Source organism: Glaciecola nitratireducens FR1064, from assembly GCF_000226565.1.
GTDB classification, from domain to species: Bacteria; Pseudomonadota; Gammaproteobacteria; order Enterobacterales; family Alteromonadaceae; genus Glaciecola; species Glaciecola nitratireducens.
On the sequence record NC_016041.1, the window covers coordinates 3,577,537 to 3,594,900 of the forward strand.

The 17,364-nt window shown below is 43.3% G+C and carries 10 protein-coding genes; 7 read left to right on the forward strand and 3 right to left on the reverse strand.

Going from position 1 to position 17,364, the window contains the following annotated elements; genetic code table 11:
• The first annotated feature begins 133 nt into the window (after positions 1–133).
• The 6 genes from GNIT_RS15235 (at position 134) to GNIT_RS15260 (ending at position 8,113) form a co-directional block, all read left to right on the forward strand.
• The gene (locus GNIT_RS15235) at positions 134–2,038 is read left to right on the forward strand and encodes a DUF885 domain-containing protein (protein WP_014110176.1); all 1,905 of its coding nucleotides are present in this window, start codon (positions 134–136) and stop codon (positions 2,036–2,038) included.
• A gap of 187 nt (positions 2,039–2,225) precedes the next feature.
• A complete protein-coding gene (locus tag GNIT_RS15240; protein ID WP_014110177.1) occupies positions 2,226–3,296 on the forward strand; it encodes an XdhC family protein in 1,071 nt (356 codons plus the stop codon).
• Between the two features lie 60 nt (positions 3,297–3,356).
• Positions 3,357–4,007 (forward strand): nucleotidyltransferase family protein, encoded by a 651-nt coding sequence (locus GNIT_RS15245; protein WP_014110178.1) that lies wholly within the window; start codon positions 3,357–3,359, stop codon positions 4,005–4,007.
• 56 nt (positions 4,008–4,063) lie between these two features.
• Entirely contained in the window at positions 4,064–4,579 is a 516-nt protein-coding gene (locus tag GNIT_RS15250) for a (2Fe-2S)-binding protein (protein ID WP_014110179.1), read from the forward strand.
• Positions 4,576–6,858, forward strand: a complete 2,283-nt coding sequence (locus GNIT_RS15255; RefSeq protein WP_014110180.1) for a xanthine dehydrogenase family protein molybdopterin-binding subunit — start codon at positions 4,576–4,578, stop codon at positions 6,856–6,858. The genes GNIT_RS15250 and GNIT_RS15255 overlap by 4 nt, the downstream gene beginning before the upstream one ends.
• A gap of 160 nt (positions 6,859–7,018) precedes the next feature.
• Positions 7,019–8,113, forward strand: coding sequence for a MipA/OmpV family protein (locus GNIT_RS15260; protein WP_014110181.1), 1,095 nt, complete (start codon positions 7,019–7,021; stop codon positions 8,111–8,113).
• 6 nt (positions 8,114–8,119) lie between these two features.
• Here GNIT_RS15260 and GNIT_RS15265 read toward each other — a convergent pair whose 3' ends face one another.
• The 3 genes from GNIT_RS15265 to GNIT_RS18430 form a co-directional block, all read right to left on the reverse strand.
• The gene (locus GNIT_RS15265) at positions 8,120–10,348 is read right to left on the reverse strand and encodes a glycoside hydrolase family 3 N-terminal domain-containing protein (RefSeq protein WP_041246931.1); all 2,229 of its coding nucleotides are present in this window, start codon (positions 10,346–10,348) and stop codon (positions 8,120–8,122) included.
• Positions 10,349–10,605: 257 nt separating this feature from the next.
• Positions 10,606–14,088 (reverse strand): hypothetical protein, encoded by a 3,483-nt coding sequence (locus tag GNIT_RS15270; protein ID WP_014110183.1) that lies wholly within the window; start codon positions 14,086–14,088, stop codon positions 10,606–10,608.
• Between the two features lie 376 nt (positions 14,089–14,464).
• Complete coding sequence (locus GNIT_RS18430; protein WP_014110185.1) at positions 14,465–14,617, reverse strand: DUF5989 family protein; 153 nt, start codon at positions 14,615–14,617, stop codon at positions 14,465–14,467.
• A gap of 346 nt (positions 14,618–14,963) precedes the next feature.
• On the opposite strand from GNIT_RS18430, the gene GNIT_RS15280 reads away from it, so the two are divergent.
• Positions 14,964–17,084, forward strand: coding sequence for a hypothetical protein (locus tag GNIT_RS15280; protein ID WP_014110186.1), 2,121 nt, complete (start codon positions 14,964–14,966; stop codon positions 17,082–17,084).
• Positions 17,085–17,364 lie beyond the last annotated feature (280 nt).

Below are 17,364 nucleotides of genomic sequence, written 5' to 3' on the forward strand. Positions count from 1 at the left end.
CTGCAAAGAAAGTACTCAATAACCGCCCGATAAATCGATACACTAAACCCTAGAGTTTGAATAATTGTGTTCATTGGCTAAGCGGAGTAGGATAAAAACCAAATAAAAGTTTCGCTTTCAAATTGAGATAACTATGCGCTTAAATAAAATTACGCTTGCCACGCTTTCTATAATCACAGGCTTTACCCTAGTCGGCTGTGAAAAAACAGATGATACAAATGGATCGCAAGCAGCAGGCACACAAACAACTAAGTCAATGCCAGCAACAGCTGTTAGTGCCGCAGAGCAATCCGCAGAAACAGCAAAGTTGAACGCTTGGTTTGAGGATAAATTTGAGCAAGAATTAATGCTTAGCCCCACGTCACTGACTGTGCTCGGCAGAAGCCAACGTCAAGATGAAATAGATGATTATTCAGAACAGGCGTATGACGCGCAAATAGCGTTAAAGAAAGCTAACCTAAAAGAACTTCAAAGCACGTTTGACTATGCAAAACTAACAGACGATGCAAAGATTTCTTATGACCTTTGGATATACTTAAGCGACCAAGCAATTGCCGCCTACGAGTTTCGTTATAACCGATATGTATTTGAGCAAATGAATGCGGTTCACAGCTTTTTCCCGCAGTTACTTATAGCGCTGCACAAAGTCGAAACAGGCGAACATATGCAGCAATATCTCAAGCGGATATCGGCGAGCGGAACGGCGCTTGATCAGCTTATTTTAGTATCGAAAAAAATCGCTGAAAAAGGCGTTAGACCACCCTATTTTGCTTTTGAAGCTGTTATTGATGAGTCTACTAAAATAATATCAGGCGCCCCATTTTCTGACGGCGTCGACAGCGCGATCTGGGCTGACGCACAAACTAAAATAAAAGGTTTATTAGAGCAAAACCAGCTTACTCAAAGCGAAGCTGACGACTTAACTAACAACATCAAAAAAGCACTCATAGAAGATTTTAAACCTGCATATGAAAGACTCATCGCATGGCAGCGAGCAGACAGAGTTAATGCAAGCGAGGAGGCTTTGGGAGCCAATGCGTTACCTAATGGTTTAGCCTTTTACAACGAGCGCTTAGCTAACCAAACAACTACCGATTTAAGCGCAGATGAAGTGCATAATATCGGTTTGAAAGAAGTCGCTCGCCTGCGCGCTGAAATGGAAGTTGTTAAAGCTGAGTTTGGTTTTGAAGGCAGCTTGCAAGAATTTTTTGTCTTTTTACGCGACACTAAAGACGATGAGCGTTTGTATTACCCTGATACGGACGCGGGACGCCAAGCTTATATAGATGATGCCACAGCCGCCATCAATAAAATCAAAAAAGTACTACCAGACTATTTTGGCATACTGCCGAAGGCTGACATGGTAGTAAAACGCGTTGAAGCTTTTAGAGAGCAGGACGGCGCAGCGCAGCACTACTCCTCATCAACGCCTGATGGTTCGAGACCTGGCGTCTACTATGCTCACTTATCTGATATGACTGCAATGCCTAAAAGAGAACTTGAAGTCATTGCTTATCATGAAGGTTTGCCCGGTCATCATATGCAAATCGCCATTTCGCTTGAATTAGACGGCGTACCTACTTTTAGAAAGCAATCTTATTTGAATGCCTACGGCGAAGGCTGGGCCTTATACTCAGAATGGTTAGCAAAACAAATGCCCGGTACTTATCAAGACCCACTGTCAGAGTTTGGTCGTTTGGGCTCTGAAATGTGGCGAGCAATACGCTTAGTTGTTGATACAGGTTTGCATGCAAAAGGCTGGAGTGAAGAAGAAGCGATTACCTATTTCAAAGAAAACTCCGCAATTACCGGTGAACAAGCGCAGTCTGAAGTGCGTCGTTATTTAACCCTTCCCGGTCAAGCAACTGGTTACAAAATCGGGATGCTCAAAATACAAGAACTTCGGGCATTAGCTGAAAAGCAACTCGGAGATAAGTTCGATATCAAAGCTTTTCATGACGTTATTTTGGGCGGTGGTGCATTGCCCATGGTCATATTAGAGCGCAAAGTAAAAGCATGGATTACGAGTCAAAAGTAATGCTAAGGCAATGAGTTAAAGAATTTTAGCCATTGCCATTTGATAATGCCTGATAATCAGGATGATCATTCAAACATAAAATTAAGTATGATATACAATTGCTTTATCATGGAAGTGAAAACGCCAACGTGGAAATTTTCTCATTGAAACCCTTAAACCTATCCAAGCAGAGCTATAAGCATTAAACATGGCCAACCATACTCAACAACTTTTAAACACTTGGTACGAACAGCGCAAGGACGTTGACTGGGTATTAGCAACGATCATCGCCACAGAAGGGTCTTCATATCGCAAGCCTGGGGCGATGATGATGATCAATAGCCTTGGCCAATATCACGGATTATTGAGCGGCGGATGCTTAGAGTCAGATATAATGCGACAGTCTCGTCAGTGCTGGATGACGGGCAATAATCGCATTATTCAATATGACATGCGTGAAGAAGAGGATATTGCTTGGCAGCTTGGCATAGGTTGCGGTGGGCTAGTTCGTATATTGTTACAACCCATTAATACTGCAAACAACTTCTTGCAGCTACGCGAACTGCGCCAATTGATTAATCAAAATCAAGCCTGCAAATATATTCAGTCAGTTAATGAAAGCACACCAAACAATGAGGTCAGTAAAATTGAGAGCAATGTGTCTTTTAATAAAAATTCAGCGCCACAGGCTAACAACGAAGACATTCCCGAATTAAGCTCGAGTGACGAGACTATTTTTGAGCACATTATTAGGCCTTCTCTTAAGCTAGCTATTTTTGGCGGCGGCATTGATGCGATGCCAGTGGCCCAAATTGCAAGCAATCTAGGTTGGCACGTAAGCATTGCCGATCCCCGCACGGGTTACGCAAGGAAAACTCAATTTGCCGATGCAAAGCAGATAATTAAAACCGATTTTGCCAATGCATCTGAGCACACGTGGCTGTCCGACATCGATGCTATTGTTATCATGACCCACAACGTGAAGTTAGATGCACAAGCATTATTGCTCGCACAAAGCAGTTCAGCTAGCTATGTAGGCATGCTGGGACCTGCACATCGTACCGAAAGAGTGCTCAAGGAAGCGGGCATTTCGGCAAGCGATTCTGCTAATAAACATCAACAAACAACCTCAGGTTTAAGCAAACGCCTAGCAAATCCAATCGGTTTAAAACTCGGCGGTGAACTACCTGAGTCTATTGCTCTATCCATTTTGTCTGAAATACACGCATTTATCGAAAGTGCAGACGGCAAATCATTTAGCAACATATTGAGCCAGTAGAGTAACGAGAGTGGAGATGCTTTAAATTACGCATTGTCTTTAAATGAACAACCGAGTCCTATGGCAATAACAACAAACAATAAGCGATACCGCATTGAAGCACTGCTGCTGGCCGCTGGTCAGAGTAAGCGCTTTGAGGGTAACAAACAGCTTGCGATTATTAATAAAAAGCCAATGCTTGCTCATACCCTTAGCGTGTTCGCTCAATCCGAATTCGACGCCATTACGGTTGTTTTAGGCGCAAACGCTACTGCTATTAAAGCTGCGCTAGATAAGATAAATGTCGATTTAGCTAACACTAATGAAGTTCATTCAAACATCAACTCTATCATTGCAGCAAACTGGCAAAAGGGGATGGGAGCATCCATCGCCGCTGGTGTAAAAAATTTAGCGCAAGAAATTACACACGTTTTCATCGGATTAAATGATCAGGTGGAAATTCGTGCAAAGCAGTGTAATCTTATGATAGCTGAATCGCAGAAATACCCAGACAAGATTGTCGCAGCTTTCTATAACGGAAAAGTTGGCGCCCCCGCAATTTTCCCGCGGGCTCATTTTGCTGACCTTGCGTTATTAAACGATGACAAAGGCGCACGAGACATTTTACGCAACAATATGGCAAATATCATTCAACTAGATCTGCCAGAAGGTGCTAAAGATATTGATACTAAAACAGATTTATTGTCGTACATATCAACTATGCCAAGCTAATTCAGTGCAGGTTGAAAACGACGCTCACAATTGCGAAATATCCAAAGGATAAAGACATGATAAGTTTTACCCTAAATAACAAAGCCATCGAAGTCGATGCAGATCCAAACATGCCCTTGCTTTGGGCGCTTCGCGACATGCTCGATATGACAGGCACAAAATATGGTTGCGGTATCGCTCAATGCGGCGCTTGCACTGTGCACATGGATGGCGAACCCATCCGCTCATGCGTTATGCCCCTTGCCAGCATCGCAGGTAAAAAAATCACAACCATCGAAGGCTTGCCTAGTGATGCAAGCCACCCGATACAACAAGCTTGGTTGGAACACAATGTGCCACAGTGCGGCTACTGCCAATCAGGGCAAATCATGAGTGCCGTTGCGCTGCTTTCTAATAATCCAAATCCCGACGATGCAGCCATCGATAACGCAATGCAGGGCAACATCTGCCGATGTGGCACTTACCCGCGCATCAAGGCCGCAATAAAAGACGCTGCCAGCAAAAGCGCTACCACAAGTGCGTCAAACAACTTCGACTTCAGCTTGGCTAAAAATGTGGGAGAAAAAGTATGATTGAATCATTTCAACAAGCAGCTAATAAAGATATAGCTAAGCAAACGAAAGCCGTTAGCCGCCGCGACTTTTTAAAGTTAACTGGCATGACCACGGGCGGATTAATATTAGGCTCCATGCTGCCCATAAGCCTACCAGTTTGGGCGCATGGAAATGCTGCGCACGACAATACGCTCAACTTGTTTGTTGCCATCGAAACCAACGGACGCGTCAATATTGTCTGTCACCGCAGTGAAATGGGCCAAGGTATACGTACCGGCATTCCTCAAATTGTTGCCGACGAACTCTGCGCTGCGTGGGACGACGTGCACGTTGTTCAGGGCTTAGCGAATGAAGCTTATGGTAGTCAAAATACCGATGGCTCACGTTCAATAAGAAATTTTTACGCGAAAATGCGCGAAATGGGGGCAACAGCACGAACCATGCTTGAGCAGGCTGCCGCCGAAAAATGGGGTGTAACCATAAGCGAGGTTTACGCTAAAGACAGCTTCGTGATCAACAAGAATACAAAACAAAAGGTATCTTTTGGTTCACTAGCCGAGTCCGCAGCAAAAATTAATGCACCAGCGCCTGAATCATTAAGCTATAAATCGAAAAAAGATTTTTCTTATATCGGTAAGTCGATGCAAATTGTAGATTTACCCGACATCGTTACTGGTAACACCGTTTTTGGTCAAGACATCAAGCTAGAAGGTATGCTGTACGCCAGCATAGAGCGTAACCCAGTACTTGGCTCAAAGGTGGAATCATTCGACAAAGCCGCAGCAATGAAAACGGGTGGCGTGGTTGACGTGTATAAAATGCCGGACCAGCCTACCCCGGTCGTTTTTCACCCATCCAATGGCGTTGCCGTCATAGCAACCAACACTTGGGCTGCGTCACAAGGCCGCAAAGCCCTAAACATTCAGTGGGGGGACAGTCCCCACAAGAGTCACAACTCAGCCGAATATTTAACTGAATTAAACCAGCGAATAGTTAACAAAGGTAAGACCATTAGAGAAGGCGGCGATGCCTATGCTGCAATGGAAAAAGCGCAGCAAAAAGTCGCGGCAACTTATACCGTTCCCTATCTAGTGCATGCGCCAATGGAGCCACCGGCCGCCACCGCCGTATTTAAAGACGGCGCGTGTGAAGTATGGGCATGTACACAAACGCCACAGAGCACACAGCAAAATGTTGCAGGTGCACTGGGCATCCCTAAAGAAAAGGTCAAAATTAACGTGACCTTGCTTGGTGGTGCATTCGGACGTAAATCAAAACCAGACTTTTCGGTTGAAGCAGCACTTCTTGCAAAGTACACCGGCAAACCAGTGAAAGTAGTTTGGAGTCGAGAAGATGACATTCGCCAAGGTTACTACCATGCCATTAGTTCACAGCATTTCGAGGCAGGCTTAAACGCAGACAATTCTGTGGATGCTTGGATACAGCGCACTGCTTTCCCAAGTATCAGCTGGACCTTCAGCGGTGTTACCGATGAGCCCTCCGACGGTGAGCTAAGTTTAGGTTTTGGCGATGTACCGTTTAACATTGCCAACCTGTCTTGTGAAACTCACAAAGCTCCTGCACATATTAGAATTGGCTGGGTGCGCTCGGTCAGTAACATTCAGCATGCATTTGCCCAGGGTAGTTTTGTCGACGAGGTAGCCCACGCAGCTAAAATGCCGACACACAAAATGTGGCATCAATTGCTAGGTGACGATCGCCTTGTTAATCCAAAAGAGCAAGGCTTTGAATACGGCAACTATGGTGAGACTCTCGAGCGCTTCCCAATTGACACCAAGCGTTTAAAGCATGTCTTGGACGATGTCGTTGCCAAATCAGGCGCTGATAAGCCAACAAAACAAGGCGAGGCTTGGGGCATCAGTGCGCATCGAAGTTTCGTGAGCTACGTGGCAGTGGCAACGAAAGTACGCGTGAAGGACAATAAAGTCACGGTTCTTGAAATGCACTCAAGTATTGACGCAGGAACAGTAGTGAACCCAGATCGCGTTCGTTCGCAGCAAGAAGGTTCAATGATATTTGGCTTGTCGTTGGCAATGCTCGGTGAAATTACGGTGAAGGACGGCGCTGTAGAACAATCAAACTATAGTGATTATCAAGTGCTGAGAATGTCTCAAAGCCCGATGATCAAAACCTATATTGTCGAGTCTGATGCTATACCAGGTGGTGTAGGTGAGCCAGGTACGCCTCCTGTTGCGCCAAGTTTAACGAATGCAATATTTCATGCATCAGGTAGACGCATAAGGGACTTGCCTGTAAGTAAACATTTTATGGTCTAAATTCGTACTACATTTAAATGCACTGATAACCTTGTTTTATAGTGATAGGTTGTTAGTGCTTTTTTATGTGACAAACGAGACCTACTTTTGTGCTCTGCGTCGTTCCAAATGATTATAAATTAGCGCTTTTATCAACCAAGCGCAGAGGCCAAAAGACGGTATGAATTCTACTAGCATAAAAGTATTTCCTGCACATCACACCTTGCTTAAGCTAATAGCAGCTAGTGGACTGCTCGTCTCAGTTTTGATTTTCACACCAACGGCCTCTGCAGCAGATGAAAGCAACACTGAAGAAAAAAGCGTTTCTTTGACTGGCAACAGTCAAAATCCTGAACAATCTGAGCAATCCCCGGACAAAGACAAAAAGAATCGAGTTTCTTTAGGCGACGGTGTCGGTAAAGCCGACATTGCCATGGATCGGAGCTTAACCGGCTTTGAAAACGTCAACGAATCACTTTCACTTTGGGAACTCGGTGTCGGCGGTGGTGCTTTCTATAATCCTAAATACCCAGCCTCTAGTGAAGGGCGTTTTTTTAGCTTGGCACTGCCTTTTGTCGTTTATCGCGGTGAGACTTTCCGGATTGGAGACGGCGGTGGCGCAAGAGCAGTGGTTATCGAAAATGAAACCTTTGAAGTCGACTTTTCGTTTGGTGTTGCGCTGCCCAGCGACAGCGAAGATAACAGCGCGCGAGTTGGTATGCCTGAACTCGACTTTTTAGGCGAAATTGGTCCACAGATGATCTTTATGCTGGGCAACTACGATTTCGATAAAAATGCTGATGGCGAAAATATGGGTACAAACCTAGGTAAAGGACGACTCGACTTCCGCCTGCAGGCGCGCGCAGTGTTCTCAACCGACTTTAGCCGCATTGATGGGCGAGGTTATATTTTCGAACCACAAATTTCTTACCAACACCGCGGTTTAAAGCATGAGGACACTGCGTTCAACATTTCCTTTGGAATGATTTTTGCCACTGAAGAAACACATGACTACTTCTATGAAGTAAGCCCCGAATTCGCCACCGCAGCGCGCCCAGCCTACGATGCCAAAGCAGGTTACTTGGGTTCGGAACTGACGCTCGGGCTTTCATTTCGAGTCAGTGAAAACGTGCGGGCTTTTGTTGGTGGTTCAGCTCAATTTCATAGCTTAGCAGCTAATAAAGACAGTCCGTTATTTGAGAAAGAAGTCACCTACTCTATCGGTACCGCATTCGTATGGCGCTTCTATAAAAGCGACGCCAGAGCAAAGTGGTAAGTTACATCACTTCACAAGCTTGAAAGGAATATTCAGTTCAAGCGAACTGTCGGCTCCTACGCCCAATAGAAAGTCGCCAGACTCTGCGTTTAATTGATTGCAGATGTCATAAAAAGCGAGATCGTCGGTATGCATTTTAAAGGTCACAGGAACACTTGAATTCGCTTTTACTGTAACTCGTTTAAAACCTTTTAACTCTTTTACTGGCCGCGTAACAGAGCCCACTAAATCTCGAATATACAATTGCACAATCTCATCAGCATCTACATCACTTTTATTCTCTACTATCAGTGACACTTCAAACGCAGAGCCTAATTTAATTTCGCTGTGGCTAATGCATACTTCGTGATACTCGAAGCGGGCGTATGACAAGCCGAAGCCAAACGGATATAAAGGTGAAAAATGCGTGTCCAAATGAGTTGCGGCCATCCCTAACGAAGTTTGCGGCGCTCTCTCAGGGACATCATCGATATAGACATATTTATCTTCACTAGCGGGTCTGCCTGAGTTTTTTTGCGCATAATAAATGGGTATTTGGCCCAACACTCGCGGAAATGAAACAGGTAACTTGCCCGACGGTGATGCTTCGCCAAACAGCAGTTCAGCGATCGCAAGCCCGCCCATCGTGCCCGGATGCCACGCATATAAAATACTATCTACCTTATCAAGCAGCGATTCTAATATTAGTGGCCTACCTGCAAGCACTACCAGCACGATGGGCGTATTTGATTGCGATAAATAGTCGATGAGCTCAGGCTGTGCGCCAGGTAAGTCGATATTGGCTCTTGAGTGCGCTTCTCCTGACAGAATCGATTCTTCTCCCAAATATACAATGGCGACATCAGCACTGTTTACCAAATCGAGTGCCTTATCGAAATGCTGCGTATCTCTATCTCGTGAATTCGCGAATACCGGTTCAAATACTATCCCTGTTGAATCATTAGCTAGCGCTTCTAACCCAGCAAGACAAGTCACGCTATGCTTTTCTTCACCGTCAAATATCCAGGTTCCTAATTGTTCATAACCGTCGTTCGCCAGAGGGCCTATGACAGCAATCCGTTTGGTCGATTCTCTATCAATAGGCAACACAGGCCGCTGTTCAAAACGGCTTCTATTATGCAGCAATACACAGCTTTTTTGTGCTGCGTCTTTGGCAGCATTCCGATTACTAGGATTAACTAATTCAGGTAAGGTTTGTGGATCTGTGAACGGATTTTCAAATAGCCCTAACGCAAATTTCATTTGCAGAATGTTTAGCACCATCTGATCAACTTCAGCCTCATCGATTTGATGTTCGGCAATGAGTGCTGCCATATTATCGATATAACAGGTGCTGGCCATTTCCATATCAACACCGGCTTTCGCCGCTAAATAGGCTGAGTCTTTTTCATTGGCAGATAGCCCGTGTACCTGCAGTTCTTTAATAGATTCCCAATCGCTTACCAACACGCCTTGGTAGTTCCACTCTTCTCTCAATACTTGTTTCAACAACCATCGATTACCCGTTGCAGGTACACCGTTTAAGTCACTAAATGAAGCCATAAATGAAGCCGCACCGACTTTTGCTGCTTGATGAAATGGAGGTAAATAAACGTTGCGAAGTTCATTTTCAGGAATGTTCGCTGTATTGTAATCGCGACCACTTTCACTCGCGCCGTAACCCGCAAAATGCTTTGCGCAGGCAGCAATAGAGCCGATAGAAGAGAGGTCATCAGTTTGAAACCCTTTTACCATCGCTGCGCCAAGTATCGAGCATAAATGCGGATCTTCACCCAAACTTTCGGCGATTCGACCCCAGCGTGGATCGCGCGCGATATCAATCATAGGCGCAAACGTCCAATTCACACCCGCTTTCGAGGACTCTTCAGCCGCTATTCTTGCCCCTTTCTCAACAATTTCAGGCGACCACGTTGCAGCCTGTCCTAAAGGAATAGGGAATATTGTCTTGAAACCATGGATAACATCACGACCAATTAGCAGAGGTATACCTAAACGCGTCTCTTCAACAGCGATGCGCTGTAATGCATTATTAACATTCAAGTCAACTTCATTAATGACCGAGCTAATTCTCCCTTGCCTGATAGACTCCGCTAAGTAGTCCGGAATATGCGCCCCAGGACTGCATACTTGAGACAATTGCCCTAACTTTTCGTCTAAGGTCATTTTGCTTAACAGCTGTTTTGCTTTTTTGCTTATGTCTGCAGAATATAAATTGAAGGCAGGTGAATTTGACATAGAAAAGGAATATTCCAAATTGAGTTTAAGATTGCTAAATGCTTGGATGAACTTGGTGCTCATTTAACAGCTTACACAAGATCGCGTAATCTGGGCACAATAAACAAGAGAATTGTTTAGTCCAGCAAAACAAGACAAAGTGGACTGCTTTCGAGATAACAGGATATTAAAGGTAAGGTTTAGAGCGGAGGCAACGCTGCTTCCGCTCTTATATTGTGCCTCTTAGAGACTATATTTCACAAAGAAAAAAGTAAGTACTAACTTTCTTCATAAAGTTTATTCCTATTAATAGAAACATCAATCCGAACAATTTTTCCAGAACGAGTAAAGAGCATTTGACTGAATTCTTCATTGAGTTCATTAGTCTTTAGCACGTGCTTTTGCCCATCCTCGGAATGAATAGTAACTTGTTGTTCAGCATTGCTGCTCAATGAATAAACTATCGGCACTTGGCACCAAGTAAAGGCTAAACTTTGACCTTCTAACTCAAGCGTCTGCCAGTCTTCGTTGACATCAAGATAACGGAAGCTTGTCGCTTCTGCCGTAAACTCTTGCGCTCTTAGCAAGAAAGGATCAAAGCTAATTTTCCCATTGGCTACAAAGCAGCCTAGCTCTCCCATTCTGGTCAATAGCTCTTCTTTCACCTGGCCCGTCATGCCCGGCTGCTGTGCGCCCGCGTGTTTTGGTGTATGTGAATAAGGATCAGCTGGAAACGCGCCGTATTCTTCAGGAGTCTTATTAAAGCCAATCCCCAAGCGGACTTTATAATAGTGCGCTATCAAGGCTTGCGATGTTGCTGATTTACCTTCCTGGTGCACAGACTTTATTGCCACCTCTTGCACAGCGAGCAATAATTTAGAAACCATGTGCCAATATATGCAACCCAAACCTTCGAATCCAAACATACCGCCAGAGCGACCAGTAAAGGCGCTGTGGTTAAACACTGCTTCATATATCTCTAACAATGCATTGAGTGAGCTTTTTGTTGCTAGCTCTGGATATTCTTCTGCAATACGAGGCCAAATTTGTTTGATCGCATTTGCGTTTGTCAATTCACTATTAAAGCGATAGTCGCCTTGAGCATCTAACTTAATCAATCTTCCATCACCGTCTGCTAACATACATGCTAGTAGTGGGTGACCACTAACATCTTCTTTAGGAACGCAATTTTTGCTAATAAAACTAAGTTGCTTACGATCTGGATAGAGCATGAACGTTTTCTGGTCGGCTCGATACATTGGACTCGCGTATAATGCATCCATGATCTCGACTGCTCTCTCAGCGCTTAACGCGCCCGAACTTAGCGCTGCCACCTGACCTTCCAGCATGTCGTATAAATGACTTACTTTAAGTGACTCTTGATTGACGCTAAGAATATTGTACGCATGGTATAAACCAGAGTCGCTGTAATTAGCTTCGATACTATGCGTTATCAATGGTTTAGCGCTTGATAATAGTGCGTTGAGCTCTGTAACACTCACATTTTGCTGAGTATAATTACCAGAATGTTTGTACATTTTTGCACGATATTCACTAGCTAATGTACCTAGGCTCGACAAAGTAGAAAATTGTAAACTCGCTGACACTGGCCCTTTTTCTGCTTGCTCAACCACACTTTGCAGAACTTTTGTTGTTCCTGTTAGCCACTCAGCAACTTCTGTCGTTAACGTAAATTGTTTATTTTTGTCTTCAATTGAAGCGAGTAAGGTTGTTAAAAACGACAGATAGCGGTTAAGGTAACAGAGGGTTACCATCGATAAACCTTGACCAACCAGTGCATTGTTTGCGTCATTCCACTCTGGACGCTGCGTGTTTAACCAAATGCCGCCGTCAATAACCAGATTACTCAATTTGGACAAGAGCGGTATGAATAACTTTTCAGCTAACGTTACTTGGTAAACTTGGCCTTTTGCGTCCAAAATTAACTTGCCATCTGCGCCTAAACGCTCAATGTTGTGCTCAATTTTTTCAGCAAGCTCGTTGTCAAAAATAACCGTGTCTTTGGGTGATTCAATCGTGTCATGCAGCGATTTTATGCGATAAGGCACGTTGGCATAGCTATACACTGATTGCTCAAGCAAAGATGCTAATTTCCCCGGATGAAAATTATTAGAAGACTCCAACAACTTCAACAAATAGATGATTTGATGATCGCCCCAGTATCCAATGTAACTCCATGGATCATCTGGTTCTTCTACTTCCCAATCGATACCTTGTTTGGTAATTCGATATGGGTTGTAGCCATCGAGGGTTGATGCGTTAACAAACTTCGCAATAACCGATTCGATAAAAGATGGATAGCTAAGCGTCAGCGCTTCCCAATTTTGGAATATATCTCGCCAGTTACCTTGATATGACAAGAGTGGCTGACCTCTGTCGTCTTTTAATTCAATGGCAAATTGGTTCCAAGGGCGACTTGGATCACCATGACGGCGACCGAAAGTAATCGGTAGATACTCGTAAACCAATCTGCTCAATTGAGCATCGTTTAGCTCTTGAACGAACGACATAAGTTTATCTAAGCTCACAATCGCTGGTAGATTGCTCAGTGCGGCCTGATGCCTCTGATACGTATCGATATTAAAGTGCTTTAGAGTATTGATTAAATCGGTGCGCAAAATCTGGTATTGATTGGCAAAAATACCACCGCGCAGCACGTTGAAAAGAGTGTTTGCATAGTGGTGGAGGGAAACATCTTCTTCTCCGGTCGCCTGAAATCCGTCAGACGATGCCATAATTCGGGCTAATTTATCGCTGCCTGCTGCAAATGATTGCTGCATTTTTTCAGCCACTGCATTCGGATTAGCCAAAGCATGCTGCAGTGCAACAACTTCGCTTTGGTCTTTTTCCACATCGACATTAATTGACCACTTTTGCACTTCATTCGCAGACATCTTAAAGTGGCTATGCACCAAGTAACAGCTGCGCACTCCGCGGCTATAGTCTGCACTTTCAAGTGCTTTACCTGCTTTGAATAAAGCCAAACTTGCGGACGTTAAATGCACAGTACCGCCTTGCAAGCCTAACTTAAATACTGTGTTAGCACGCAGCGCTTCGACCGGCTCAGCACGGTCAGTAATCGCAGAATAAAGCGTGTATAACGCTAAGCCCGTTTCGCCGTTTACTTCAGTCCATTTATAAGCATCAACAAGATTGCTTGATTGTGATTGAGTAAAGCGAGGCGTACCCGCTGGAAGAATATTCTGTAGGCCATCGAGTATCTCTATAGAGCAAGTTTGTTCTGAGAGATTCTCTAGTTTGCATTGTCTGCTAATACCGAACTCACTCGAAAACTGCCAAGAGTAGCGAAATGCAAGCTGCAGGTCGTGATTTATTTCTTCGAAACAGAGCACATTGCCAAGTAAGTTTTTATATAAATTTCGAGTGACATGATATCTATCATCATGCTCTCTATTATAGGGTTCCCAAAATACAGCGTTACCGGAACTCTGAACAACTTTTACGATTGTTTTTGGACCTGTATGCGGCGTGCTTTCATAAAGCTTGTCAACAGTAACATATGGAAAGACAGCCTTATCAGGGGACACTCTGCCCATACTTAAGCCACCGGTAGAGCCTGCAAACAGCCAGTGATCTTGGTCAGATACCAAACTAATAAAAAATGGAGGCATTTGATCAACATGGCTAATCTTATAAAAAGTATCGCCATCCATTTTTATGAAATCGCCACTCACAGCATTTTCTAGCTGAGTGTTAGCATTAAATGACTTGTTGTGCATATTCAAACTCTCTTGTTAATTGAGCTCTTCGTTTACTTTCGAAAAACTTGCGCCGAAGAACTTGCGCACATGACTGTGCATCATCGGCTCAAAGTAGACTTTTCGCAACCGAATACAATCAAAACAAGATAAAGCGGACTGCTTCTGCGACAAAGTGATAACAATCGTTAAAGGGTTTTTTAATTCATTTTGAACGCTGAAGAATTTAGTTTTGACAAACAAAGCCTGCGCAAAAAGATTTAAAACGATTTCATCTGAGGATTCTGTAATAAAAGACACTTAACAAATAAGTCAGTTGTCTACGTTTTAAACCATTCACATTAGTTTTGAATCTAAACCGAAACGAATTACAGTGGTAAGAGAAAAAAGCCAACCGTCAAAATAAGGTATAAATAAACGTAGCAATGGATGACTGCTGAGTCGCAACAATCAAGCCCCCAATTAATCCCAAAGCAATAAAAATGGGCAGTAGCCACATTTTTTTGCGTACTTTCAAGAATTCCCAAAGGTCTGTTAAAAATTCCAACATTTAAAAGGGTCGCTCCAAATTATTTTTATCAAGATTATCAGTACCAATTTTTCAATAGGTCGAATCTGACTTACTTTTTTCTCGCGGTAGCTTAACTTACCTGATGTTCTCATTACAAACCCGATAAGTAATATAAATGGATGTATCCCTTGAGATAAACAAAGTTCAGGCTAAGAAGTAACACCTGTTTTTTTTAGCTTTTGCAATCGCAGTATCGCTCATCTTAGTTTTGTCCAATATGATGCAAAAAATATAAGTTTACGTTATATTATCGAGCACCTAAGACGAATATGTTCTATCCATTTTGTAAAAAACCTAGGATAAAGGATCAACGATTTCTAAGCACATGGCCAACATACAAAAAACCAAATTTGAAACGTCCAACGCTAAAAATATCACATTCACAATTATCGCGATCTTTATTGTTCCATTAATTGTGTTGTTGCTCATCGAACTTAGCCTCAGATTAGTTGGCGTTGGACATTCTTATGATTTTTTTGACGAAATTGAAATTAATGGAGCACCTTATTATCAAGACAATAAGCTATTTGCAAATCAGTTCTATCCCGCATCACTGGGCATTGCCCCACTAAACAACACACTCAAAAAAGAGCGCTCAAGTGACTCTATCAGAGTGTACATATTGGGTGGTTCTGCAGCACAAGGCTTCCCTCATAGGAACCATGGTGTATCACGTCATCTTGATGCGCATTTGCGTGCAGCCCTGCCTGGAAAAAAAATTGAAATTGTCAATACGGCCATGACTTCGGTTAACTCGCACGTTGTTTATGAAGTAGCCAAAGGCATTCCGCCTGACTCTGCTGATTATGCGGTTATTCTGATGGGCAACAATGAAGTTGTTGGCCCTTATGGACCAAGCACCTTTAGCCAAAACTTCTCCTCTAGCATCACCATGATTCGTGCTATCCAAGCTTTAAAGCACAGCAGAATCTGGCAAGGAATGGCCACTTTGATACAGCAAGCCCGCCCAGCCGTTGATAAAGAAGAGATAGTTTGGGAAGGTATGCAAATGTTCACAGAATTTAGTGTTCCTCATGATGATCCCAGACTCGATGCGGTTTACAGTCATTATGAAACGAACCTAAGGGACATCATCGCAATACTGAAAGACAAAGGTATGCATGTCGTATTGTCGTCAGTACCCGTAAACCTTCGCCACTCAGCCCCTTTTGGTTCTGCACACAGTCCTGAATTAACTGAGGCACAAGGTAAAAAATGGGATGAATTAAACGCTAAAGCAAATGAAGCGCTCACGGGCCAGAGTTGGTCCGCAGCCATCACTTGGTTGGAAGAGCTTATTGCAATCGATCCAGAGTATGCTGATTCACACTTCTTACTAGCAACTGCTTATGAAAAGTTAAACCAGTTTGAACTGTCGAAAAGACATTATAATAAAGCGCTCGATTTTGATACTTTACGATTTCGAACCGATAGCCGTTTAAATCAAATAATACAATCCGTAGCAGATTCCGAAGAAAATAACTCTTTTAGCTTTGTCGATAGCTTGAAAGCTTTCGACGAAGTCAGCGCGCCCTACTCGCCTGGCTGGGATCTTCTACATGAACATGTGCACTTCGATTATTATGGCAACTATGTTCTCGCGCGCGAATTCACTCGTTCTATTATGAATGACATGCAAGGTTCCATGGACTATAAAAAGTTATCCAGTACCGAGGCAGCCCAATGGATTGGCTTTCCAAACCACGAAACGATCGAAGTGATGAACCGCTTAGAGGATATGATTAGCCAAGCGCCTTTCATTAAGCAAAGTAATGCTGGTGACTTATTAGAATCCACGAAAAAAAGAAAACAAGCGATCATCTCAGAAGTCGGTTCTCCGGCGGATGTGATTGAGCGTCGCAAAACACTCGTGAGTAATGGAAATGCGGATTGGAAAATTCACTACGAATTAGCTGCTTTGAACAAATACCTTGGCAATGACGATTCCGTTAAATACCATTACAAGGAAATCTTTAAGCAATACCCTTATAATCTCGAAAGTCAGGTAGATTTCGCAGAAATATCCTCCCGAGAGCAAAACTTTAATGAGGCAATTTACTATTTAGAGCAAGCACTCAATTACACCCGTGGTAACCCAGAAATAATTGTCAAAATTCATGGGCTTTTAGGCTTAAATTACTTAAAAATTAACGACTACGAGAAAGGGAGTGAAAACCTTTTACACATCACCAGTGACTATACTGATAACATTGGAGCAACGTTAAGAGCTTATGGCTTATTAATAAAATCTGCTAGAGAAAATGGCTTTAAGAACGATCTAAATCGATACGTAAGAGATGTTCAAGTCTATGCCGAGCGATTAATAAAACAAGGCAAAGACCTATCTTACCCGTTGCTCTACCGTCGCATGGCTCAAATTATGAGCCTTGCTGGCAGAACCAATGAGGCAAAAGTGTGGCAGGCAAAAAAACCAAACAAACAATAATCAGCACTAAGTTCTTTTAATTTTATTACATGGTGTGAAATGCAACTGAGTGCCAATTAAAGAACACTGCTATACATGCTTTACTCATGGCTTATCATCTCAAGTAACACCACCGTAATGAATCCGATTGATCGTTTTGATTTGTCTGCATTTCCATATTAGTCCGTTTCAACCCGAACTCGTACCTTTTGGTCGCAAATGCAAGAAAGAGGTATTAACAATTTACCTACATACACTTATTATCTATCTTTAACAAAATCTTAACTTTTTGTTACATACA

Bases quoted from the DNA above. Each gene is read 5' to 3' on its own strand.
- GNIT_RS15265 (WP_041246931.1), bottom strand. From the start codon at position 10,348: ATGTCAAATTCACCTGCCTTCAATTTATATTCTGCAGACATAAGCAAA.
- GNIT_RS15240 (WP_014110177.1), top strand. From the start codon at position 2,226: ATGGCCAACCATACTCAACAACTTTTAAACACTTGGTACGAACAGCGC.
- GNIT_RS15280 (WP_014110186.1), top strand. From the start codon at position 14,964: ATGGCCAACATACAAAAAACCAAATTTGAAACGTCCAACGCTAAAAAT.
- GNIT_RS18430 (WP_014110185.1), bottom strand. From the start codon at position 14,617: ATGTTGGAATTTTTAACAGACCTTTGGGAATTCTTGAAAGTACGCAAA.
- GNIT_RS15235 (WP_014110176.1), top strand. From the start codon at position 134: ATGCGCTTAAATAAAATTACGCTTGCCACGCTTTCTATAATCACAGGC.
- GNIT_RS15245 (WP_014110178.1), top strand. From the start codon at position 3,357: ATGGCAATAACAACAAACAATAAGCGATACCGCATTGAAGCACTGCTG.
- GNIT_RS15250 (WP_014110179.1), top strand. From the start codon at position 4,064: ATGATAAGTTTTACCCTAAATAACAAAGCCATCGAAGTCGATGCAGAT.
- GNIT_RS15270 (WP_014110183.1), bottom strand. From the start codon at position 14,088: ATGCACAACAAGTCATTTAATGCTAACACTCAGCTAGAAAATGCTGTG.
- GNIT_RS15255 (WP_014110180.1), top strand. From the start codon at position 4,576: ATGATTGAATCATTTCAACAAGCAGCTAATAAAGATATAGCTAAGCAA.
- GNIT_RS15260 (WP_014110181.1), top strand. From the start codon at position 7,019: ATGAATTCTACTAGCATAAAAGTATTTCCTGCACATCACACCTTGCTT.